The 22,466-nt window shown below is 54.6% G+C and carries 19 protein-coding genes; 9 read left to right on the top strand and 10 right to left on the bottom strand.

Annotation, left to right across the window (positions count from 1 at the left end; translation table 11 throughout):
• Window positions 1-26: 26 nt before the first annotated feature.
• The 5 genes from VH567_RS07855 to VH567_RS07875 form a co-directional block, all read right to left on the bottom strand.
• A complete protein-coding gene (locus tag VH567_RS07855; RefSeq protein ID WP_423324777.1) occupies window positions 27-1,883 on the bottom strand; it encodes a hypothetical protein in 1,857 nt (618 codons plus the stop codon).
• 14 nt (window positions 1,884-1,897) lie between these two features.
• Window positions 1,898-3,436 carry a hypothetical protein gene (locus tag VH567_RS07860; RefSeq protein WP_423324779.1) on the bottom strand — a complete coding sequence of 513 codons (1,539 nt, stop codon included), beginning with the start codon at window positions 3,434-3,436 and terminating at the stop codon, window positions 1,898-1,900.
• 2 nt (window positions 3,437-3,438) lie between these two features.
• Window positions 3,439-3,843 (bottom strand): hypothetical protein, encoded by a 405-nt coding sequence (locus VH567_RS07865; RefSeq protein WP_423324781.1) that lies wholly within the window; start codon window positions 3,841-3,843, stop codon window positions 3,439-3,441.
• Between the two features lie 21 nt (window positions 3,844-3,864).
• On the bottom strand, window positions 3,865-5,781 hold the full coding sequence (locus VH567_RS07870) for a hypothetical protein (RefSeq protein ID WP_423324783.1): 1,917 nt from the start codon (window positions 5,779-5,781) through the stop codon (window positions 3,865-3,867).
• Between the two features lie 71 nt (window positions 5,782-5,852).
• Window positions 5,853-6,563 carry a hypothetical protein gene (locus tag VH567_RS07875; RefSeq protein ID WP_423324785.1) on the bottom strand — a complete coding sequence of 237 codons (711 nt, stop codon included), beginning with the start codon at window positions 6,561-6,563 and terminating at the stop codon, window positions 5,853-5,855.
• 223 nt (window positions 6,564-6,786) lie between these two features.
• On the opposite strand from VH567_RS07875, the gene VH567_RS07880 reads away from it, so the two are divergent.
• Window positions 6,787-7,671 carry a hypothetical protein gene (locus tag VH567_RS07880; RefSeq protein WP_423324787.1) on the top strand — a complete coding sequence of 295 codons (885 nt, stop codon included), beginning with the start codon at window positions 6,787-6,789 and terminating at the stop codon, window positions 7,669-7,671.
• The gene (locus VH567_RS07885) at window positions 7,668-8,312 is read left to right on the top strand and encodes a hypothetical protein (protein WP_423324789.1); all 645 of its coding nucleotides are present in this window, start codon (window positions 7,668-7,670) and stop codon (window positions 8,310-8,312) included. Before VH567_RS07880 ends, VH567_RS07885 begins: the two co-directional genes overlap by 4 nt.
• Before the next feature lie 266 nt (window positions 8,313-8,578).
• Here VH567_RS07885 and VH567_RS07890 read toward each other — a convergent pair whose 3' ends face one another.
• Window positions 8,579-9,259 carry a recombinase family protein gene (locus VH567_RS07890; protein ID WP_423324791.1) on the bottom strand — a complete coding sequence of 227 codons (681 nt, stop codon included), beginning with the start codon at window positions 9,257-9,259 and terminating at the stop codon, window positions 8,579-8,581.
• A gap of 206 nt (window positions 9,260-9,465) precedes the next feature.
• Between VH567_RS07890 and VH567_RS07895 the strand changes: the two genes are divergently transcribed.
• On the top strand, window positions 9,466-10,743 hold the full coding sequence (locus VH567_RS07895; protein ID WP_423324793.1) for a hypothetical protein: 1,278 nt from the start codon (window positions 9,466-9,468) through the stop codon (window positions 10,741-10,743).
• Between the two features lie 66 nt (window positions 10,744-10,809).
• Complete coding sequence (locus tag VH567_RS07900) at window positions 10,810-11,274, top strand: hypothetical protein (RefSeq protein ID WP_423324795.1); 465 nt, start codon at window positions 10,810-10,812, stop codon at window positions 11,272-11,274.
• Between the two features lie 3 nt (window positions 11,275-11,277).
• Here the strand turns inward: VH567_RS07900 and VH567_RS07905 are convergent, their stop codons facing one another.
• The gene (locus tag VH567_RS07905) at window positions 11,278-11,523 is read right to left on the bottom strand and encodes a hypothetical protein (protein ID WP_423324797.1); all 246 of its coding nucleotides are present in this window, start codon (window positions 11,521-11,523) and stop codon (window positions 11,278-11,280) included.
• A 119-nt stretch (window positions 11,524-11,642) separates the two neighbouring features.
• Between VH567_RS07905 and VH567_RS07910 the strand changes: the two genes are divergently transcribed.
• The 3 genes from VH567_RS07910 (at window position 11,643) to VH567_RS07920 (ending at window position 15,123) form a co-directional block, all read left to right on the top strand.
• Window positions 11,643-13,415: an ATP-dependent nuclease gene (locus VH567_RS07910; RefSeq protein WP_423324799.1), complete on the top strand. Its 1,773-nt coding sequence runs from the start codon at window positions 11,643-11,645 to the stop codon at window positions 13,413-13,415.
• Between the two features lie 537 nt (window positions 13,416-13,952).
• Window positions 13,953-14,777, top strand: coding sequence for a hypothetical protein (locus VH567_RS07915; protein WP_423324801.1), 825 nt, complete (start codon window positions 13,953-13,955; stop codon window positions 14,775-14,777).
• Entirely contained in the window at window positions 14,761-15,123 is a 363-nt protein-coding gene (locus VH567_RS07920) for a hypothetical protein (protein WP_423324802.1), read from the top strand. Before VH567_RS07915 ends, VH567_RS07920 begins: the two co-directional genes overlap by 17 nt.
• Window positions 15,124-15,176: 53 nt before the next feature.
• On the opposite strand, the gene VH567_RS07925 is transcribed toward VH567_RS07920, so the two are convergent.
• Both VH567_RS07925 and VH567_RS07930 read right to left on the bottom strand, forming a co-directional pair.
• Window positions 15,177-16,622, bottom strand: a complete 1,446-nt coding sequence (locus tag VH567_RS07925) for a KAP family P-loop NTPase fold protein (protein ID WP_423324805.1) — start codon at window positions 16,620-16,622, stop codon at window positions 15,177-15,179.
• A gap of 247 nt (window positions 16,623-16,869) precedes the next feature.
• Entirely contained in the window at window positions 16,870-17,484 is a 615-nt protein-coding gene (locus tag VH567_RS07930) for a hypothetical protein (protein WP_423324807.1), read from the bottom strand.
• Window positions 17,485-17,607: 123 nt separating this feature from the next.
• Between VH567_RS07930 and VH567_RS07935 the strand changes: the two genes are divergently transcribed.
• Complete coding sequence (locus VH567_RS07935) at window positions 17,608-19,545, top strand: DNA-methyltransferase (protein ID WP_423324809.1); 1,938 nt, start codon at window positions 17,608-17,610, stop codon at window positions 19,543-19,545.
• A 420-nt stretch (window positions 19,546-19,965) separates the two neighbouring features.
• Window positions 19,966-20,451 (top strand): hypothetical protein, encoded by a 486-nt coding sequence (locus VH567_RS07940; RefSeq protein ID WP_423324811.1) that lies wholly within the window; start codon window positions 19,966-19,968, stop codon window positions 20,449-20,451.
• A 316-nt stretch (window positions 20,452-20,767) separates the two neighbouring features.
• Here the strand turns inward: VH567_RS07940 and VH567_RS07945 are convergent, their stop codons facing one another.
• The gene (locus VH567_RS07945; protein WP_423324813.1) at window positions 20,768-22,447 is read right to left on the bottom strand and encodes a recombinase family protein; all 1,680 of its coding nucleotides are present in this window, start codon (window positions 22,445-22,447) and stop codon (window positions 20,768-20,770) included.
• Between the last annotated feature and the right edge of the window lie 19 nt (window positions 22,448-22,466).

The raw sequence follows: 22,466 nt of genomic DNA on the forward strand, positions 1-22,466 counted from the left end.
TTTATACCGCAGGGGACAACTTCTGCTCACTGGAGCGGATACGGTGCCCCATAGGGCTGGTTGATGCTCGACTGATCTACGATGTGGCGGTTCTCCATCGCGATCTGTGCGGCCTCCTCATTCGTCTTGCTGGCGTGCGCGGCATCCTTCGCAGTCTTCGCCTGTAGGGCTTGCGACTGTAGCTGTTGCGCATGTTCATCTTGTGCGGCCTGTGCGGCTTGCTGCTCACCATTAGCCTGCGAGGCTTCCTGACGAATGCGCTTTAGACGCTCCTGCGTTTGTCGCTTGTTCGCTAGAGGCATGAACTCGATTAGCGCATCGAACTGCGGATCAAGCGGGGAGATCGACAAGCTTGACGCGGTGTCCATGATCTTCTCAAATACTTCTTGTTCAAGCGTCGAGGTGGAAGGCGTCGTTGAGACGATGATATCCATGTCGAGTTCTGCCAAACGATTCTTCTGACCTACAACGCCCATCACGGTTTGGACGGCGGGCTGACCCGTCTGGGGATCGATCACGGGTTTCCCCGAGGCATCCGTGACGGGTTGCTGGACCGGCCCCATGACGGGTTCGTTGACCTGTAGGAACTTGATAGCGCGAGGATCGTCCGCGATACGGATCATGGTCGGCTGGTCGAGATATTCGCGCGCGATGCACCACGACTTCGTGAAAATCATCTTTTCGAGGTCTTCGTATCGACCGAAAGCCCTAGCGAGTTCGGTATATCCGGCCTGCTGGAGGATTTGACGACTGCGGCCCGACTGGTCGCCAGACAGGCGTCCCAGAATGGCCGGTGTGGGTGCCATGCGGTCGAGTTCCTTGGTGGACTCCTGTAGGATTAGCATCTGGCCTTGCGCCAAGTCCGGCGCGCTGATCGGTGCCCACCCGAACGGGATCGCGCCATCGGCCTTTGAGGCTTCACGACTCGCAACCGCCTTGTTCTCAGCGGGCGCGTACATATCGGTCTGCTGGACCTGACGATGGTTTGTCAGATGTAGGAGGCGAGACCGACGCGCATTGATCTCGTCCTGTAGGGGGATCATGTGGCGGATAGCGCCATAGCGCATCCCCTTGCGGTCCACCTCGTAGCTCATTGCCGAGATGGGACACATCGAGCCACCTATATCGTCGTGGTAGTCGCTCGGACCTTCCCAGAGCGCCCCAGCGTCACAGAACACGGTTCGGTGCCAGCCCTCACCAATCAGGTAATAGAGATCGATGACACGCAAACGGTCCCGCTTGGGAGTAGACCACCACTTCGACTTGCTGTCATCGTCGAAGAAATTCCCGAGGTCGCCGGTTGGCCTGTCGAGCTTTGCGTATGCCTCGGGATATGACGCAGCGACATCCGACGCATCAAGTAGCTTGGCGATCCCAATGAACTTCGAGTCTGAGAAGTCATGTTCACGCGACAGTGGATCATAGACCAAATCTTCCCAGCGGATGCGATCAATCGTGACAGCGCCGTTCGACCACTGCGTAATCCCTGCCCCGATACCCTGTATCAGGAAGGTTTCGGACATCATGCGCCGCTTGGACTTATACTTCGCTTTTTCGGTGACGAAGCGAAGAGTTTTGGTTGCGATGTCTGCGGAGTCCTGAGCCGCTACCGTGCGGGGGTAGCACTCGGGATCGGTATCTCCGGCGTCGATGATGCCGAACAGACCCGACATCGCGGACGAGATTTTGTTTGTGTAGATTGGAGGCTGGCCGCGCTTGTCGAGTTCTGCTCGGACGCTTGCGCTAATCTGGTGTCCGTCGAAGTAGTCGCGATCCCGGTTGACCTTTTTCGCATCTTCGCGGGTCGCGTTTAGATACTGATCCACCCAAAGTTTCAGTTCGTCGGCAGTCTTCGGGGGCTTGTAGCCTTCATCATTCGTCATGATGATATTTAGTCTTACCAGCACATGTCCGAGGCGCTGGACGGGTTGAACCCATCGTAGAGGTCGATCTCGTCGCGCTTCGTGCTGGGGGGCGCAATCGCAGGCATGGCATCCGCCAGCGCGCGGGCAATCGCCCCATCTGCGTCTACCTGATCGTCATGACGACCGTTGGGAAAGGTCGCGTATTCCTTGAGCGCATCGTCTCCAATCGAACCGACCGGGAGATGAACCCGCCCCATCGACGCCATCGCCTGATAAGCGACCGCCTTACCCATTTTGTCGCCGCTCCCCTTGGTCGGAAGCTCCTGAATGCGGCAGAACGTCTGCGTCTCAATCATGGCAGATTGGACGAACCCCTTGATCGCGATCCAAGTGTTGTCGTTCTCGGGGAACCAGCACATCGGCTTGTATTGGCGAATGAGCGCAAGCGCCCCCGTTTCAGCAATCGTTGTCAGTCCGGTCTTAGGATCGCGCACGATCCCCATCGCTTCGTCCATGATGCACTTGGCGCGGAAACTATCGACCAGCCACAACTGCTTGGTGGCATCGACTCCCCACACGCGGAAGACATTGTAGTCACCATTGCCACTCGGGGCGTGGTCGGATGTGATGTAGTGGTGAAGCGTCTTCGGAAGCTGCTCGGGTTTATACAGCGGGAACCACTCAGCACGGAAGAACCCATCATTGGCTGGGACGGGTCGTTGCTGATACTGACCGGCGAATGCGAACGGACCAAGGCTCGATTTATACGACCGAACAACTTTTTCGGTGTACCGGTCGGGAAACATGTTCTCTCCCTCTTCGCGATGATCGACCCAGCCCAAACTTGTGGGTTTGCGAACTTCGCCATCCGCAAAGAGCGGAATACAAAGATGGTCATAGCCCAAGTCGGGTTTTTCGAGAATGATACCGCTGATATCTTCCTCGTGGAGCCGCTGCATAACGACGATAATCAAGTCGGTGTCGGGGTTGTTAAGTCGGGAGGGGACAGCCTCTAGGAAGGTTTCCTTGACGGACTCCCGATATGCAGGCGACTTCGCATCATCGACGCTGAGAGGATCGTCGATGATAACGATGTTGCCACGCGAGCCGGTCATGCTGGTGAAGGGCATCGCTTCCCGCGCACCGCCATTCAGGTTCTCGAATGCCGCTTTCGCGTTCTGGTCAGACTGGAGTTGAGTAGGCCAAAGCCGCTGATACCAGTCGGACTGAATCAGGCGACGACACTTTACGCTGTCGCGGATCGCCAACTTTTCTTTATGGCTAGCGGAGATGATGCGCTTGGTGTTGTCCCGCGTCCAAACCCACGCCGGGAACATCACATTGACAATCATCGACTTGGCGGAACCGGGACAGATATTGATTAGAAGTCGTGGTTCGCTAGCACCCTCGACCATCGCTTGAAGATGGTCGGCTAGGACTTGAATATGCCAGTTAGGTCGAAACGGCGCGGTATCGATCTGCGACCACGCGAACCGAATAAAGTCCGAGAAGCTTCGCTCGCAAAGTTCGCGCTCATACGCAAGCGCCTCTTTGCGCGAAATCTGCGTCACGGTTAGTTGGTACGGGTGCCGCGTGGATCGCGGTTGGCCTGCTCTGCAATGGAACGAAGAACCGATGTATCAAGATGGCTGAGGTCGATCCGATCATTCTCGTTCTGCGACGATTTGATGATCGTGGTCGTGGAGGGATTGCCAAGCGCGCGAGCGTTGAACTCCTTGATCGCAGCGATCTTAGCGGTCGGTGCGACCTTGGAGTTCGGAGCTTTAATAAGTTTTAGAAGTTCCTCGAACACCTCGACGGCGTGCGCGCGATACATCTGCTCGACGGTCAGTTTTTCGACCAGAGCTTTTTCGCGGGCGGGGCCGATCTTGCCTTCGGGGTTTCCCACCCCGCCCTTGATGAACTGCTTTGTGTTCTCGTCGCGTAGTGTGACGAAGTTCGTTGTATTATCACTCATGCAGATATTTAGTCTGCGCCGCTACATTCGGTCACACCACAGGCCGTCGAACAGCAAAGCCCCTTGGTTGACCAAGACAAGATTTACACGGACGATGAAGTGGGTTGACCATGAAGGCGCGACAATCTGAGTAGTCCCGTTCACCGCGAGGATAAGCTGATATGTCTGCGTAGGAGCCTGCTGCAACTCACCGGGTGGATCGAAACGGGCGATCTTGGGGACATTGTATTGGTCGTATCCGTCAAGCTTGGCGAAGCCAGCTTGAATTACCGCGTTACCGGTGCCGGGACGATCTGCACTGGATCGCATACGGAACCCGGCAACGATCTTGTCCCCATAACGAACCGGAACAGCCATTAGAACGAAACTGGCCGCGCTAGTTGCGCCATACTGTTTGTCGGCGCGTAGTGCCCCACTCCCATTATAGGAGTTCGTCGTGGTGCGAGTGAGGACAAGATTGTTAGGTGCGCCCGCGCCCGAAGGCAGAACAGCCCCGTACCTATCCTGAATCGCGTTGGTATCGGCGTCGCGCCAAATCGTGTCCTGTCCGAGCACTGCGGCGTCAAAACTACCGTCAGCAAGCGCGCTGTAGCTATCGTGAAGACGGGCCGGGAAGCCGCCAAATGCAAAGCCCGGTTCCGTGGCGCGCATCTCGAAACGCCCTGCGCCGGTCGCCCACGTCGTCGGAGTCAAAGCGTCGGTTGTCAGGATCGCGTTCGTGTTGTTGGTGATTACATTATCGAACTTAACCGAACTTCCCGCTCCAACCTTTACAAAATTCTTCAAGCTGCCGGTATTGGATTGCATCAAGAACCAGCCGCCGACCATCACGAATAGCCCACCGTCACCGCTTACTTCAATAGGGCAGTCATTAAATCGATTACTTTCTGTATGAACGCCGAACCACTGAACCTTCCCGGCTACGACCTCCATCAGCTTGGCTACATAATCGATTGACGATGAGTAAACATAAATGCCGCCTGCGGGGCGCTTGTGTCGGATGAACAAATCCGAGTTGTAGAATGTGCCACCAAAGATTGAGACCCGTTCGTCGTTATCTTCTTTGTCGGTCAACCAGTCGAAGATCACACCGCAAGCCATAGCTTTGCAGTTAATGAATTCCTGATTGTACCCGCGCGATCCAAACTGCCAAGCGACCGCGCAGTTTGTGATCGTCATTCCAACAGTGCGAATGTGTGTCGAAGATGCCGCGAGGGCCGTTTCAAACAACACGCCGACGTTAGTTTTATCTTTACCACTGCCGTTGATGACGATTTGACCATCAATCGAGCCATTCATCCCGTAACCGTTGCCGAACTCCGTGTAGCTTCCATCGACTTTGATATAGACGCCGTTCCAGTGACTGAAATCGAGCACAGCCGCACCCGAGATGTTGTGGAATGCGCGATCCAAAACGATCTGAGAATCGCAGCGGTAGCGCCGACCGGGTGAAAAAATCAGAGTTCCTGCTTTTGCTGTCGCCGTAATGGCATTGAGCGCGGCTTGAATCGCTGGGGCGTCGTCGTGGATACCGTCACCCAGTGCCCCAAAGTCTTCCGGCGACAATGGAGCTTCGTTTAGCTTGGCGGCGACCGAGCGGATTTTATAGCCAACGAGAGCCGACCCACCCGGGGCCATGACACTTCCGAGACCTTCACCAGCTTCACCTTTTGGACCAATCTGGCCTGCGTCGATCCGTATCCAGCGTCCAGATGCACCATCCAATGGCGCTATCGTCTTGTCGTCGTCATCTTGCGCTACGCTGCTGGCGTTCCATGCGAAAGTCCCGCCTCGACCGTCGCCAACTGCGGTGCGCCCATGAAGAGTAGCGGAGTAGCCATTAAGAATCTTTAGAGTGGGGACGTTGCGAAGTTCGTCGAAGTTATCGCCTACGAAAAACACGTTCCCGTAACGCGGGATGTTGGTGCGGATGGTCATGGAAGTATTTATTCAAACCGGGGCTCTCCCGAACTTCGCAACATGGTTCAAGTCGATCTCGCCAACCCGCATCACACGTAGCGATGAACGGTGTATGGCTGCGCCGCGACCGTTGAGAGGACCGTCAGTGTTCCCGCTGTGCGGTCTGCGCTGAACGAGCCACCCGGTGCGATGGGGAAGCTACCAGCGCCGTTTACAGCGGGTGCTCCCCACGATGCCCAGAGCGTAGAAGCCGATGGGTTGATGATCTCCTGACGAGCCGTATTGATGAAGGCGACGGCGGCGGTTGCGCCACTGGTCGTGATGGTTCCGGAGAGAGCATTCGATGCGGCGCTTGCGGGTGCGTGTGTCCACGTTCCCGTGATATCTCCCCGCTGCCGATCCCATCCGGTTCCGTTGAAATACAGCGGGAAGTTGAGTGTGTTGATGCCAGCACCAGCAGGCGTACGCGGGATCGTGATAAAGTTGCTCGCACCATCCGCAATGCCGGTCGCTGTTCCGACTGTCTGCATATACGAGCCGTTGGCGTCGCCACGCACGCGGTCCCATGTCGTCCCGTTGAAGCACATGTTCTGAGAATAGGTGTTGAGACCGGTTGCCGCCGCCTGCGCGTCAACGGTAGGAGACTTCTGATTCACGTTGCGCGATGTATCGATATAGAGCGAGCCGTTCGCCGCAATCTGCAAGTCCCCGCGCATTCCATTGGTAAACACCGGGGCGGTGGAGAGATACTCACCGCCGACTTTCACCGGGTTTCCGGCATCGATTGCTCCCGATGCCACGTTTCCCTGTATGGATCGACCGCTGGTCGTCGCAGGGGAGTCTATAGGGAGACCGTTCACATCGACTTCGATGACGGGGTTGGCGGCTGTGTGAAGAGTTGGAAGGGGCATGATGGATCGGTCCTTTGACTTTTCCATATTTATGCCGCGTGACCGTATCATGTAATAAACATAGATTGGCATTCATGTCCGTGGTAAGTCAGCCTACAAACAGGGGTGAGGTATGCTTGATATTAAAGATTTAACGAATAGGCAGCTTAAGACGCTCATTGCAAACTATGAAGCAGCGCAAATGACACTAGGAGGTCCTTGGCCGCTTGCCGAGGCTCAAAACGAACTGAGAAGCCGCCTTGCTGCAAGACAGCCAATCCGCAGATCTAAAGAGCTAGATGCTCCATGGGATGGTAAGACGATTGATTTTCCAAAAAAAGTCAAAAATATTATAGCTCGGCATGCCGCCAAGATGTCTGACAATCTTAAGTCCTTGAAGGTGGAGGCTATAGCATTTGGCGAACAAGAAGACTGGCCATGGATCGGCTTCGTTATGTCGTGCGCAACCTACGGCGGCTCGAAGAACTGGTCGAATAATGTAGAACCAAGGATATCTCTTTTTGAATGGGCGGCAGTCAACGCCTTATCGGATGACGAGCGCCAAGCTCTCTTCCTCACAGTTCCGAACCCGAGATTTTTGACGCGCACTGCCAACAATCTTGAGAAGATTTATCAGAGCATTAAAAACGACGGCGGACCAAAGGTGGTTAGAGAACGGTTTGCGTCCTTGCAAAGCGCTGAAGCACTCATTGCGGCATTGAAAACATACCCCGGAATTGGCGATAAATATGCCCGGAACATGCCGATGGATGTCTATCACCCTCTAGTTCAAACGCACTTTGCCTTCGACCATCGCTTAAATGCTGTCATTCAAACGGTGATCGGGGGCTTGCCCCCATACGAAGTCCGTGAAGCAATGATGGGAAGGGTAGCCACTGAAATAGGGATCGATGCTTGGGACTTAGATAGGGTTCTGTATAGCCGTCATACCGAGATCATCAACGAAGTTCAGTCCATGAGTGACGATTTGGTAGCGAATGAAGCGATGCCATCATGACCGACTCGATTGACCGTATCGAGCAATATCTTTGTAACGCTGGCATCATCGACGCCCCCGGAGCAGTCCTGTATTCAAGCGGGGAGACCGTGAAACCCGGCCCCGTTTATCTCATGGGGCTGAATCCGGGTGGTGAAAGTGAGTCGTCTCTCCGTGACAATCTTGTAAGCGCCCGACAGGGTAAGAATGCTTTCCTCGACGAAGCATGGGAAAATCGAAGAAAAGCATATGAATGCGGCATGGCTCCCCTACAGCTTCGAGTAGCTGCGGTATGTGAACGGTTAGGGATTCCAGTTCGAGATGTTCCTGCCAGCAATCTCGTTTTCACCCGATCCCGCGATGTCAACGCGCACAAAGATTTCAAGACGGCTATCTCGCTGTGCGCGCCAGTTCATACGATGCTTCTCCAAACGATTCAGCCAAAGCTGCTTCTCACGTTCGGCAGCATCAACTGGATCAAGAAAGTGGCCGACACACTCGACTACAAGTCCGAGAAGGCCCGATACGGTTCATGGAAGGCGCATCGAGGGCGTATCAAGATATTCGGGCAAGAAATGCAGTTCGCCAATGTGCCGCATATGTCATATTGGCATAGTGTAACGCGAACGGATGTAGTTGATTGGGCTTTGGGGAAGTCCTGAGCGATTAACGCGATGCTGCTGGACGCGGGGCCTTTTTCGGCTTTCAAAATAGTTTGAGTGTTTTGGTAGGGAAAGAGAATCGGGGTGGGTGAAAGGGATATTATCGACACCCGCCCCTCAGGTGTCCCCACGGGGGGTGGGGTCCAGAAACCGACCCCGATCCCAGCCCCTCTCAACACCTCTCAGACCCGCAGGCCACGGCTGAGCGGAAACCATTGGGATCGTGCTGAGCGGGGCTGTGAGGCGGGCTGCCCGACCCATTTGCCCTACCCTTCCATCCTCACCAATAGCTTCTGCACCGATGCGGGATGCCACGTCTTGCCGCGTGGTGTCTGAATGCCCGCGTGGTTCAGATGTGCGGCCATCGCCGCGAAGGTCGAGGCTCCAGATGCGCGAGCTTCATCGATGTAATGCATGACCTTCCGACCACGACCATCCGCCATCGCCTTCCTTACCTCAAGGCTCTTGGAAGCCCCCAGAGCCGCTACCGCAGCGAGATTGCCCCGATCTCCCCCTAGCTTCGTCCCGCGCGCCTTTGCGGCCCCTAGAGCTTCCTTGGTCCGCTTGCTGATCTGCTCGCGCTCCCACTGCGCGACCACGGCCATGATCCCAATCATCACCTTGTCGGCCATCGGCATGTCAGCGAACCGGATGTTTACGGGCGACTTATCGAGCCGGAATAGGAACTCAGCGTCTCGGGACAGTCGGTCGAGCTTGGCGACAATCAAGGTCGATCCCGTGAGTTCACATAGACGCAACGCCTCGACCAGCTTCGGGCGATCATCGCGCTTCCCGCTTTCGACCTCAACGAACTCGCGGATCAGCGACCACTTCCCACCGTTGAGGTATGATCGAACAGCGGCCTGTTGAGCCTCCAACCCCAGACCGGACCGCCCCTGACGATCCGTTGAGACCCGATAGTATGCAATGAACTTGCCCGTCTGCATGCCATATCCTCTTTGCAACACCGTCCGTTGCTGCTGAGGTTATGGATCGGATTGAGGTTCAGTGGAAGCCGAAACCACCGTTCTCGTAGGCGAGTGATTGGCAGGTTTCAGGCAGTGAAAAAGTCTGTGACAGATGGCTTTACACCTTGCCGATTACGATGCCGTAAGCGACCTTGGTAGAGAAAATAATAAACCGGGCGGCAATAATGACGATAAAACTCACGGCAGCGGCGGAAACTGATTTAGTCATCAAGATTGCCGAAGGACTGGACAGCACTCCCCTGAAAAACACGTTCTTTGGTTCTGGGGATTTAGAGTGGGCTGATCGCCTCATGGCAGACTTGCCAGAAGACGCGCGAACTAAGATTGAACGCTTTGTAGGCGAGCGCGGTCTCTCCAAATTCATCCAAGGCGAGATACGAAACGACCGTTCTCGGCAGGATCGGCATCAAGATTTGATTCAGGGGAGGCCGATTACCCAACTTAAATTTATCAGCAACTCACTCCCTTACGCGCGGAAGTTGGTCGCGACACTTAAGTCCATTCCGATCCGGTATCGCCTTACGGTTGCACTACCATCAATATTCTCCGTTCCTTTAATCGAAGAAGTCCAAGAGTCTATCTTACTGCCTTCAGGCATCAACATTGCAAAGGGAAACGCACTACCGCAACCACTTCCAGTACGTTCCGATGTTGAACGAGTAGACCGAGGGCTTTTCCATGATTGGATAACTGGCGATGCAACGCCACGCGCCCTCGACCCTAATCGGCTCTACTTCTCGATGCCGGTCAATGGCTACTCTTCAGCAGGCCAATCAAGCTCGATAAGCCGAATGTTGGAGGACAATCTCCGAGCATTTTATGGAGCCGCCACTGCTGTCTCGTTCATGGGGCATGGCTGGGACGAGGAAAAGGACAAGCTACCTTACATCATGATTCATGATGAAATGACCCGAGAGATTCTTAGCACTGAGCCGCTGGAAGACGAGTTGCTTGAGCGATCCAGCTTTTGCTCGACTGCGGATTTTGCAAATAAGAAAAAAGACGACATTTGGTCCGCCTATCAAACGACGCTAAAAAAGATCGGAACGGTCTTCAATGACGACGTGGACTGCCGACGATTATATGCTGCCTGCATCTGGTTCTATCGAGCGAAGCTAAATCGGCGCCCTCTCGACGCGCTTCTCCAAGCGACGATTGCGATTGAAGTCATGCTCGGTGACAGGAAGGCTGCGGAAGGCATCGGCCTAACAAATCTTTTAGGAAGCCGCTGCGCCTACCTTCTGGGCCGTTCGTCGAAACACCGGAATGAAATCATGACCGCGTTTCGTAAAGTTTATGATCTTAGGTCTAATGTCGTCCACGAAGGACGGCATATCCTTCAATCTGGCGACCAAGGGACCGTCAACCGCGCAATGTCCCTATGTGCGGCTATTATAAGTCGTGAACTCACGATCCGTGCCCTTCCTGACCCTGATGCTTGATATGACTCAAGCAGATGTCCTGATGACATATCTTAAGACCCAACAGATACTTGAAGGAAGCAGATTGTGATCGCGTCCGTCCTGCTACTAGGTATGCAGCTAACAGCAGAGCAACAAACCACTCTCACGAATGGCATCGCCGAGATCAAAGACATGGATGAGGAACTAGGTCAAATCCAAGAAAACCAAGACGATCTCGCAAAGTCCGCACGAGCGCGCGAGTCGGAGATCGCCGTTCTTATACGACGATATCCCGAGATCATCTTGAAGTCGGGGGCTAGTGTGAGACAGATTTACCAAGCGCTGTATGCCACGCGGGTCGCTCGTTCAGCCAAGTTGCGCCCACTGGCGACGGAGGCACTTCGACATTCCACTTTAGAGGCATGCCATGCAGCACAAACGCTTCAAGACACCAACAGGGAGATCGAGGATGGCGGTGGATTGGACAAACTCAATCTACAAGAGCGGCTTGAATGGAACAAGAATATGGAAACGATCACAGCCGACGCTACGAAGTGCGTAAGACCATAAACGCTAGGCCAGCGCGCCCACCTGCAGGATGTAGACCCCAAACCGATCCGTCCGAAACCGTTGGTTGAGACGATCTCGTCGCTGGATTGCATAGGAGAGGTTCGGATAGACGGTCTGGCGGTAGCGGGTGAGACCAGCCAGTTCGTTGATCTCCCTGAGGCCAATGTGACGGCCATCGAGACAGACCGCGTACATCGCCGGGGCTTCCAACACATCGAGCCGCCGATACTGAGGATCGGTCTGGAACATGATGATGGTCGATGCGGGCTTTCCCATTGGGTATTTAACGAAATCGCTACTTACTTTACAGGCTGTATCATCATGATCGCGTCCAATACCCCGCGTGACGTGGAAAGGGTCAGAATTCTATGCCCGTGTATCTTACGGCTCTCGCACTAAAAAACTACCGGGGCATAGGCAACGATTTTGAACGGATGCCTTCCTTCAAGAAGTTTAACTTCTTCATCGGTGCAAACAACGCGGGCAAGTCAACGATACTAAACTTTATCAGTAAATACCTGCCGCCAAAATTCAAGAATCAAGGCGGATACGGCGAGACAGCCTACTATGACATATCGCCGTTGGAGCAGCACGGTGAGACGGGCCGAGCTATCGAAATGGGATTTGGTTTCACTAAGGACGAGGTTCTATCGGCCTTAGAAGCTCGATACGATAAGGTGATGGCTAATCCCCATCATGTTCAAAACTTAAAACTTATAATCGGCTTACTCGTCAAAGAGGATGGCTTGGTATGGAAATACGGACAAATCCCTTATGGGAAGGACCTGCAAATAGCGAAACCGCCGATTGGTCAGCTTCAAAAGCTAATGGATCAATATGCATGGCAAAGATTGTGGGGTGACCTAACGAACCGACAAGGCGGGGGTTTGAATGATTGGATACCGGAGACGCTCAACACCATCAACAATGCGCTTGAAATGCGGCTTCCTCCGGTTCGCATTATTCCTGCCATACGACAAATTGGACCGAAAGGTGCTGAGTTCACCGACTACAGCGGCGTCGGTCTGATTGACCAACTAGCAACCATTCAGAATCCAGAGCATGATCGGCGAAGCGAGCGACTAAAGTTTGATAAGATTAATGGATTACTTCAAAACGTCACGGGTCGAAAAGATGCAGAAATAGAAATTCCCTACAGCCGCGATCATGTGCTCGTTCATATGGATGGTCGAGTCCTTCCGCTATCATCGCTTGGGACCGGGATTCACGAGGTAATCATGATTGCCGCATTTTGCACGATGGCTGAAGGCGAGATGATTTGCATCGAGGAACCGGAAATACACCTTCACCCCCTCCTTCAGCGCAAACTGATTAGATATCTATCAAGTAAAACAGAGAACCAATATTTCATTGCAACGCATTCTGCAGCTTTCATCGATACGGCGGGAGCGGCAACGTTTCATGTTTATCAGAAGGATGGCACCACGCGCTTAGCCGAAGCGGTCCTGAAAAAGGAAAAATATGCAATATGCCTCGATCTCGGGCATCGAGCTTCCGATATTATCCAATCCAACGCGATAGTTTGGGTTGAGGGTCCTTCTGACCGGATTTATCTGAACCATTGGATCAAACTTGCAGCAGACGAACTCGTTGAAGGTGTCCACTATTCAATCATGTTTTATGGGGGAAGGCTACTAAGTCATCTAGCAGCAGATGACTCGGAAGTGTCAGACTTTATACAGCTTCGCGATCTTAATCGGAACATCGCTATTGTAATGGACAGCGATAAGAAAAGTGCGCAGGCGAAGATCAATGCGACAAAGGAACGCCTTCGAGACGAATTCCGCGCTCATGGCGGCATCGCATGGGTGACCAAGGGACGAGAGGTAGAAAACTACGTTGAACACGAACGACTTCACCTCGCGGTATCGTCCGTATATGGTGAGGCATACAGTAAGGCGCTTGGTGGTGGGCCTTACGACCACGCACTCCACTTCGAACGAGCCAGCCCGAAGAAGCGTCGAAAGCTTGCCCCTTCTACGGGCCTTACAGAAACCGAGGTCGATAAGGTTAAAGTTAGTCGATTGGTATCAAACGACGGAAGCAAGAGCCTTGACGTTCTTGACCTGCGACAACGGATCGAGGAACTCGTCGGGATGATACGACAGGCGAACGATTAACTAAATCTCCTCTTTTGCACTGAGAACTGGACATCAGGCTGGGGTGCCATTCCGGCCCGGATCGGCACCTTGCCGTATCACACTTGCTCGACGGAACTAAAAATCTTCAACTCGACGTGGCAGATTGCCTCTTACTTCCCTTCCTGCTCGATAGAGCGGGTATATTTCCGAGATCGGTGCGCCTTTAGGTGCCAATCTTATATATAAGCTCTATCGAGCTAGGGATTTATCTAAGTAGTATATAGGATCGGCACCTTCGGCCCCGCTCGAATCTATACCCGGCTTGGCGCGTCCACGATAGATTTTGAAATGGACGCCGAATCCATGACCGAGTATAAATACTACTGACCTCCGAAGCCTTCTGCTTCATCTCGCCGTGAGTTATCCGGCGACTCTTGTCAGACTGTAAATCGCCAAAGACTCGCTTCGGAGGTCATTTTATTATGGCACGATCTACCCACGCCGAGTTAGTCTGCACTTCCAGCTAAATACAACTGGAAAGGGTTTGGCGACCCTACAGTATTGATAAGAGGATATATGCAGATTGAAAAACTCAGTGAACTATTGCGCTATTTCGAGGATGTTGCTCAAACCGACCCCGGCTCCCTCGACCGTCTAGTTTCAATCACCAAAATCACTGCCCCCACCTTCCTGAACGCGCTTCTCTACCGTGAGGACGAGAGAAAGCGGGAATTGGCAGCGACCCTCCCACCCCTCGACCGCATCACGGCTGCGCAGTTGACCCTCTACGACAACTGGCAATCGACCGGGGGAAAGAAACCTTCGCGTAAGAAGAAGGAGTCGGGAGCGCGCATGCAGCGGTTCAAAGCGCAGCTTGAGGTCTGGACCACGACTGCGGATGTCATGCTGAACAGCAAGTCCCGCACGACAAAGGTCACGTTCGACTTGATGGATCGCAGCGAGCGCATTGACCGGATGAAGAAATATAAGAACCCCACGAAATCGAAGGGTGGCTTTGTCGTGGTGAATGGCGAGCCGGTCTCCCCAGAGTGGGCCAACTATGCCGAGACCATCGTGACCGCCCCCGAGGACACCCTGTGTGGTCCTGCATATTCGACCGCCGTTCAAGGGACCACTTACGTTCTCAACTCCTTGGCTGCGCTCGATGTCAGAACCGCCGATGTCCTGCCCGACGACATGGAGATCATGGTCGCGTTGGGCGGCGGGGAGACGATCCGCTTCCATAGCTTCGACAAGACATACGCAGGGGGCGCACCTCTCGCGACCAACGCTGTTCGGATCAGCCGGTTGGCTATCGATCACACGGGCTGGCGGACTGGCCTGCTGCGCGCCCCCACCCCCAACGAACCGGAGGTGAACGTAGATGACTGCCCTTACTGACGGCGAACTCGCTCTACTGGAGAGCGCGTGTCGTCTATCCGGCTACCATCACATGAAGGCGCTAGAAAACGATCCCAAAGCTGCTGCAACTTACGAAAAGATGCGTGGGAAGCTCGACCGCGTAGGCATGATTGGCGATCCCGATCTTGCCCACCGCCTGTTCCAGTTCATCTGTCACGGTGATCTGGACACACATAAGCTTCCCAACTTCTACGACGAAGCGGAATGGCAGCGGAAGGTGGAGGCACATCACCGCCGCGCGGCTGAACTTCTGCGCGTTAAGCGGCAGAAGCTCTATGGCGATCCCGACCCGATCACCTTGGGAACATCGCGAGTATTTCCATGACGCCCCCACCATCATTGAGCGCAGTATGAAATGGAGTTGATTGAACCAAGCCTCTAATCTTCAACGACGCGTCCAGCGTTGCGTATACGGCTCGGATACTCCGATAGATACGAGATGGATGTGTCGTTCGAAGACATTCCGGTCGGATATCTCGATTTCAGTTCAACATATAGATATTGCTGATGTGGACTACCCATTTGGGTATGTATATCTATCATTTTTTTCGCCGCCGCCCTTCTCGCAGTTATGAGAAGCGCGTACGCTTCAAAGTTGGCGACTGTCTCGCCGGTAGCCTTATCGTAATATTCTAGATTGAGGTTCCAACGCTCTATTTCGTCCTTGAACGGGACCGAATCCGATGATTTATCAAGCCCTACAATGTTCTTGACATAGAAAAGCCAAGTCAAGGTAAGAAGATATATTGGTTCGATTTTAACATCGTGGTTCCATGAAGTAACAAAAGTGCTGACAATCTCCATGCATTGCTCGACATCGCGATTCGATAGACCGTATGCGTCGGCCCAACTCGTAAAAACTACGAGCGGGTCGAGTCCCCCTGTCTGATAAAACCTTCTCAACCAATCGATGCCGTGTGACGCAAAAAGGTGCGCCATAAACTGCGCTCGCTCAGCATCGGGAAAAACAAACACCCGGTCAAAGAACCGTCGCAGGTACTTTCTTGCCTCGAACTCCGCGCCGTAGATCGCCTTGACCGAATGTGAGAGTTGGGCGCTGTCCGTCGCTACCACAAACACGATCCCCTTGATCGCGAACAGGTGTTTCAGGTCTTCAAGCAGACGGATCGCATACAGCGGACGACACCGATCAAGTTCGTCCACGAAGACGAACATTGGCTCTTTCATATTCTTGGCAAATAGCGCCGATATGGCTTCGCTGGTCCTCTCGCGGAATTCATCGGAAGATTTGTTGGCTCGTTGATGTTCCGCAACTCGCTTTGGTATCAGATTTTCAAGCGCCTTCTCCCAAACCTTCTCGGACCCTCCATCTAACGCCTTATCGTCCACCTTGACATCATCGCCCAACGCGCCCGCCTCGCGGAGCTTTTCAAGGGTCTTATCCGCCGCGATCCCAGTCGCAAGTTTCAGAAAATGAAGTCCGACCTGTTTGGTAGTTTCCTGCGCAACGATGGAGAGGGCTTTCTTGCCCTTCTCCATTTTGGCCTTCGCCTCCTTCTCGTCTTTGAAGAACGGCGCAAGTTCCTCCTCAATCGCTGACATCACGGTTACGAGTGGATCGTCCCCGTGGTCGTCCTGCCAAGCGTTCACATAAGCGACGGCATGCCCACGCTTACGCAGATCGGCGCGCAGGCATTCGAGGAAGAACGTCTTCCCCTCTCCCCACGATGCGTCGATGTTGAGGATGTAGGAACCGGCCCCAACGGCCTTCCGCGCCTCGTAGCGCTCAAGCAAAACCTTGATGAGGTGTTCGCCGGTTGATTGGCGGTTGAGGCGGTCTCCAGCCCACGGATCATCTATCATCGTGGGAAGGTAGCGGCCTAGTCAGACGGGACACAAGGTCCGTGGTCTAAATACCCGATGACCATACCCCACACCACCGCCATCGAGATCGTCTTGCGTCTACTGGCGGACGGTATCAATGGCGCGAATGTCCTCGCCCTGTATATCGACCAGCAGAGCGAGCGCGACCAGTTCGCCAACCTCACTGACCGTGAGATGTCCTATCGGGCGTGGAAGCGCTCCGACGAGGCATGCGGAAGGCTAGCGGTCATCGAGCGACGGTTAGGTAGGTAGCCCGCAGCCTGTCATTAGCGCGTTCCAGAGCATCGGGTGTAAGACGATGCCGGAACACCTCGGTGTCGATGGCGCGCACTTCCTTTTCGGATGTGCCGAATGTCTCGTCGTCCCAATCCATAAACGATCCCACGACCTTCGCGCCAGCCTCACGAACGAACTGGCCTTCCCCAAGCTCGCGATGTCGAATGCGTTCGTTCCGTTTGGCTTCCGTTTGGGTGAGAAGAATCCAGACCCCATCCTCAGCGAGTTCTTCGCTCGCCTCTCGCCAGCGCTGATACTGCTCCTGTGTTGGCTCCTTCGGGGGTTCATGGACTGGTGGCGTCGTGACACGCTCCAGTAGACGTTTCGGGTTCACACCATGCTTGCGCATCGCGGCATTCACCAGACCAGTTGTCCACGGTCCGCCACGCGCGGTTTCAACGCCCATTTCAGCGAGGTGGACGACATACTCGCGCAACGTCTTCGGACGCTGCCAGTGCGCAATCGAGATCAACGCTGACCAGATGTCTGTGTCGCGATCCCTTGCTCGAATGGTCTGCGTGACGCGTCCCCGCGCGAGGCCGACCCGATATTCCTTTGACTGCATACGGCGCTTTTACCGGTGGATTCAAAACCGTCCACCGGATTTGAAAAATGGAGCGGTAGCTTTCGACCCGGCTGAAAATCCGATTATTAGAGGTGTCCGTTCAACAACGAGATCGGACACACCATGAAGACCCAGCGCCCCAACAACAACCCGCCGCCCGCCAACGATAACATCCTCGATAACATCGAGGACGAACACTTCGTCGCGGCTCTGTCCGAGGCATTCCGCACCTTTAAGACTATTCAGACCCACATGAATGCTGCGGGTTACCCGACGACGACCAATATCATCTGCAAACGGATGAACGAGTTCGTCGAGATGTTCCCCGAGGTCATCGAGAAGCGCGGCAAGTCGTGGCGCATCGTGCCGACCGGGCAGGAGATCGTTCCCGCCCCCGTGCTGACGACGCCTGCCATCGTTCCCGACTTCAAGCCCCTCGCAATCAACACCGTCCACCACGGCGACTGCATGACCTTGATGAAGCGTATCCCCGACCAGTCGGTGAACCTGATCCTCGTCGATCCGCCCTACGGGACGACGCGTTGCTCTTCGAACGGTCGCAAGATCGATGTCCCGCTCAAGACCCTCTCGCTCTGGGAACAGTATTTTCGCATTCTCGCTCCCGGCGGCAACATCGTCATGTTTGGTTCGCAGCCATTCAGCCTCGACATGATGATCGCGGGTCGGAAGTGGTTCAAATATTCCAACATCTGGATGAAGGAGAATCCCACCGGAATGAACCATGTGCGGAACAAGCCGATGAAGGATTATGAAGACATCATGGTCTTCTCCCCCGGCAATACCGCGCATGCCGCGACCGAGCATAAAAAGGGATCGGGTTTCACGAAGAACCGCGCCACCTACAACCCGTGGCGCGCTACCGAGGTTGTCGCGAAAAATCGCTCGAAACACACTGACACGATTGTGTATCTCGGACAGGCCACGGACTACGCGGATGGGCGCGAATATCCGGGTCTCGAAAACTGCCCTCGGATGGTCTTCCACTGTCCGAAGGACAAAGCTCCTAAGGGTGAGAAGGCGCATCCGTTCGCCAAACCCGTCGCCCTGCTCGACGATCTCATTCGCCTCTACTCGAACGAGGGTGAAATCGTTCTGGATAACTGCGCGGGCAGTGGATCGACCGCAGTCGCGGCGATTGGCGCGGGTCGTCAGTGGATCGCCATCGAGAAGGACGATCACTGGTTCGAGTTCGCAAAGGCGAGGATCGCTAAGACTATCTCTGAACTGGCGGCGAACAATGTCGCCACGGTTCCCGAAATCGTTGCGGCGAATGACGACCAGCCCGTCGCCGCAAATGACGATACGGTTCCCGCCGTGGCGAAGTCCGTCGAGGTCATCGCACCCGGCATCACGCTCCATCATGGGGACTGCTTGGAAGTCATGCGCTCGATGCCATCGGGCAGCTTCGACGGGATCGTGACCAGTCCACCCTACAACAAGTCGAAACGACGGAAGGGCAAGGGCAACAAGGTCTGGTCTGGCGGGGCGTATGACGGTTGCACTGACGATATGACGTTCGACGCTTGGAAGGCGTGGATGCGGGATTTCCTGAGCGAAAGCTGGCGCTTGCTCGCTGACGACGGAGCAATCTTCTTCAACTACAAGAACCAGATCATCGACGGAGTGATGATGACCGCACATGACTTCCAACCCGACGAAGTTCTGTTGCGGCAAGTCGTTTGCTGGGATCGGGGGAGCGATCCGAACAGCAGCCCAACCTATTTCCAGCGGAATAGTGAATCCATCTACGTATTTGCCAAACCCGGTTGGAAGTGCGCCAAGACCGGTTTGGGGGAAGTGTGGCGAGTGCGTGCCGAGATGAACAACGATCACCCTGCCCCATTCCCTGTTGAAATCCCCTTGCGTTGTATCACGGCATCGAAGGGGTGCCGCATCCTTGACCCATTCTCGGGAAGTGGAACTACCGGAATTGCAGCGATCCGCGAAGGAAGGTCTTACACCGGCATCGAGCAATCCCGAGAATACCTCAACAAGTCCAAACTTCGTCTGCTCAACGAGTTGAAAGACATTGCTGCCTAAGAACTGCTCAAAATCGGCCTTATCGTCCCCTCGCGGCCTCCTGTCTGTAAATAGAAGACATTCAGGAGACTACGACATGGCCGATTTCATCTTCTACTCACTGTTAACGATCACCCTCTATTGCAAAGCTGCAACCGTTCTCTACGATGCGACCAAGTGATGCGATACGCTACACTATGCCCGGTCAGTGAGCCGAAGGCCCGCGAGATAAAGATTTGGATCGCGGAGAACCTTCACCCGGCCGCCGATGTCGTCTTCACGGATGTCTACGGATCGGCCCGAAAAATCCTCGGACCGGTCTTCTTCGTCACGCTCGCACTCAGTGATCAAGACGCTGCACTGTTCGGTTTAAGATTCAATATGCTTGACAAGTTCGTTAGTTAAGAAGACTGCCCCCTCATTCTATCGGAAGGATATCCTATGTCGTTTCTAGACAAACTTAACGCCCTCATTGATCCGAAGCTGAAGGATACCTTCGAGCGCAAGGCATACGATCCCGCTAAAGATCGCAAGTGGCTCGTTGGTCGGCTCGAAGCCTCGAAGACACAGTTTGGTTCGACCGAAACCACGCGTGGCGGTGGTGCGAAGTGGTGGAAGCTCGCTAACGGCGTTGTAGCTTTCAGCCCTACCCGGCCCGACAAAATGCCTTTGGTCGTGAATGGCCAGACCACGCTCTTCATTCCATCAGAGCATTTCGTGACGTTCGTAGATCACATGATTGCAGCCGTGAACGCCGGGGAGTTCGACAAGGAACTAACCAGCGACAACACTAACGGCACGACGGTAAAGGTTCGGGTGCCCCGCAAGGCCCGTGAAGGCAGCACTGGCGGTGCCGGATGGTCCGAGGAGCGCCGCGCAAAGTTCGCTAAGACGGTCGAGGCCCGTAAGGCTGCTAAGACCGCCTAAACGGCACCACGCTATTCGAGCCTACCGGACCCGCATCGTTGCCACAGACGGTGCGGGTTTTTTCGTCCCATCGGAACCGGAACAGAAACATGTCATCCGGTGACATCGTGACTTCATAGTGGCGGATACGCCCCCTGTAGACGATGCCGTCAATCGTCGCGGTGTTGATGCCGTTCGTTACGCACCATTAACGGACTGCGCTAACATCGATGTCGGGTTCTAGAAGCATCTGCATCCCTTCCGGTTGATGCCCCTGTATGAATCAGCGCGCGAGCGGTTCGAAGTTCAATCTTTGTCAAGGCCAGAAGTCTTGAACCTAGCCGCGATTTCGCTTCAGATAAGCACGGATCAACGCTGCTTCGCGTGGTGGCTTATCCTTCGTCGGGTCGCGCTTCAGATGGTCAAAGTTCAGGTTCGATATCACCTTGCCTTGGCGAATTGTGATCGCGCGTAACCCATCGATTAGGTTTACATAAGCGGTCTTCGAGTCATCGAACCTTACCGATTGCACGATAGTGCGGAAGCCTTGCGCAACCTTCGTGCGGTGCTGTTCACGAACATCCAAATCATCATCGCTTAGGTAGCGGCGAAACTCAGCCACGCGCGATAGGTGCGCTTCTGCGTCCGCCTGACCGGAAGCGGCCCGTGCACTTGCTTCGAGGGCTTGAAGCTCACCTTCCAAGACTTCGGCTTCGCGCTCTGCTTCCATTGCCGACTGCATGGCCATCTTGCTCTTAGTTTGAGCGTATGCGGCCCACAATGCCTTGGCGTGGTCGGTGCTGATATCGAGAGAACGGCGCTTCTCTGCTACCTTGCTCATGATCTCCCCGAGTTCGTCTGCTCGCGTGAATGTGCGATCATCCAGCGCGAGGTGAAGGCAGGCGTCCAACATCGCGCGTTCGAAGCCATAGTAAGACAGTGTGGTTGCGTTGGTGCAGCTTCCGCCCGAATAGGCGTTTCGGCAACGAAGGCGTGCTTCGTCATGCTTCAGCGTATACCGCCCGCGCTGATACAGGGAACCGGCAGGCTTTTTACGTTCGAAGAGCATCGGTGTATCGCAGTGGAAGCAACGAAGCATGCCGCTAAAAAGGTTACCTACCACCGTCGATTTTTTACCGGCTGGCGATTGTCGCGCCTGCGCTGCACTGTTCACCCGGTCGAACTGTTCCTGCGAGATTATGCGCGGGAAGTAATCTGGCCATGGTTCGCCAGCCGGAACCCGCTCGCCGTTTTCCTTGACGCATGGCTGAAACTCGCCTGTTACCTGTCGATCCTGAAGGATGCGGGTAACGAACGAACGGTTCCATTGCGCGGTGGTCGCACCGTTCAAACCCGACCACGGCTGTAGCTCTGCGTTCAACGCCCGCATGATCCTCACCGAACCTTTGCCGTGCGTTTCGGCTAGATCATAGATGCGCCGTATCACTGCGTCCCGTCCGTCGCGAATGGTCGGCTTACCGTCCGTACCAACGGTAAGCCACGCCGGTAGGTTTCTCGTAAGGGCGATCCCCGAAGCTTTCGCCTCAGCACGACGGATTTCATAGCGCCGCTTCAATCGCTGGCTTTTTTTCGCAGATTCCTCGTGCGCGCCTTCCGCCTTGGAAAGCATTTTCATGACCTGAAACATATCGAGACGCTTACTCGCCTCGTAAAACTCGCCGTCAACTGTAGCAACGCTTACACCGTGACCAGTTAGCAGGCGCACGAAGTCTAGGGTCTCATCAAATCCTTGGCGGCTGATACGGTCTAGGCGTTCGACCAAAAGCACTTTTCCATAATGCAGACCGCTGCGAACTTCATGCTCTAACAGATTTAGCGCCGCCCCTTCATCACGGTTAGCGCCGCTGAAGGCAGATTTGCCTTCGTCTATAATGGTATCTTCGATGGTCCATCCGCGTGAAGCTGCAAACACCATACAGTCTTCTGACTGGCGCTTGATCGATGTCCCCTCGGACTGCTCGTGCGTGCTAAAGCGATAGTAGGTGATTGCCTTCATGGGGCGTCCATATATGCGC

The organism is Sphingomonas sp. 4RDLI-65 (assembly GCF_049472435.1).
Taxonomy (GTDB): domain Bacteria; phylum Pseudomonadota; class Alphaproteobacteria; order Sphingomonadales; family Sphingomonadaceae; genus Sphingomonas.

Excerpts from the sequence above, each read along its gene's own strand:
- VH567_RS07930 (WP_423324807.1), bottom strand. The coding sequence starts at position 17,484 with ATGCAGTCAAAGGAATATCGGGTCGGCCTCGCGCGGGGACGCGTCACG.
- VH567_RS07895 (WP_423324793.1), top strand. The coding sequence starts at position 9,466 with ATGACGATAAAACTCACGGCAGCGGCGGAAACTGATTTAGTCATCAAG.
- VH567_RS07865 (WP_423324781.1), bottom strand. The coding sequence starts at position 3,843 with ATGAGTGATAATACAACGAACTTCGTCACACTACGCGACGAGAACACA.
- VH567_RS07885 (WP_423324789.1), top strand. The coding sequence starts at position 7,668 with ATGACCGACTCGATTGACCGTATCGAGCAATATCTTTGTAACGCTGGC.
- VH567_RS07870 (WP_423324783.1), bottom strand. The coding sequence starts at position 5,781 with ATGACCATCCGCACCAACATCCCGCGTTACGGGAACGTGTTTTTCGTA.
- VH567_RS07855 (WP_423324777.1), bottom strand. The coding sequence starts at position 1,883 with ATGACGAATGATGAAGGCTACAAGCCCCCGAAGACTGCCGACGAACTG.
- VH567_RS07925 (WP_423324805.1), bottom strand. The coding sequence starts at position 16,622 with ATGATAGATGATCCGTGGGCTGGAGACCGCCTCAACCGCCAATCAACC.
- VH567_RS07880 (WP_423324787.1), top strand. The coding sequence starts at position 6,787 with ATGCTTGATATTAAAGATTTAACGAATAGGCAGCTTAAGACGCTCATT.
- VH567_RS07920 (WP_423324802.1), top strand. The coding sequence starts at position 14,761 with ATGACTGCCCTTACTGACGGCGAACTCGCTCTACTGGAGAGCGCGTGT.
- VH567_RS07915 (WP_423324801.1), top strand. The coding sequence starts at position 13,953 with ATGCAGATTGAAAAACTCAGTGAACTATTGCGCTATTTCGAGGATGTT.
- VH567_RS07935 (WP_423324809.1), top strand. The coding sequence starts at position 17,608 with ATGAAGACCCAGCGCCCCAACAACAACCCGCCGCCCGCCAACGATAAC.
- VH567_RS07910 (WP_423324799.1), top strand. The coding sequence starts at position 11,643 with ATGCCCGTGTATCTTACGGCTCTCGCACTAAAAAACTACCGGGGCATA.
- VH567_RS07940 (WP_423324811.1), top strand. The coding sequence starts at position 19,966 with ATGTCGTTTCTAGACAAACTTAACGCCCTCATTGATCCGAAGCTGAAG.
- VH567_RS07945 (WP_423324813.1), bottom strand. The coding sequence starts at position 22,447 with ATGAAGGCAATCACCTACTATCGCTTTAGCACGCACGAGCAGTCCGAG.
- VH567_RS07890 (WP_423324791.1), bottom strand. The coding sequence starts at position 9,259 with ATGCAGACGGGCAAGTTCATTGCATACTATCGGGTCTCAACGGATCGT.
- VH567_RS07905 (WP_423324797.1), bottom strand. The coding sequence starts at position 11,523 with ATGTTCCAGACCGATCCTCAGTATCGGCGGCTCGATGTGTTGGAAGCC.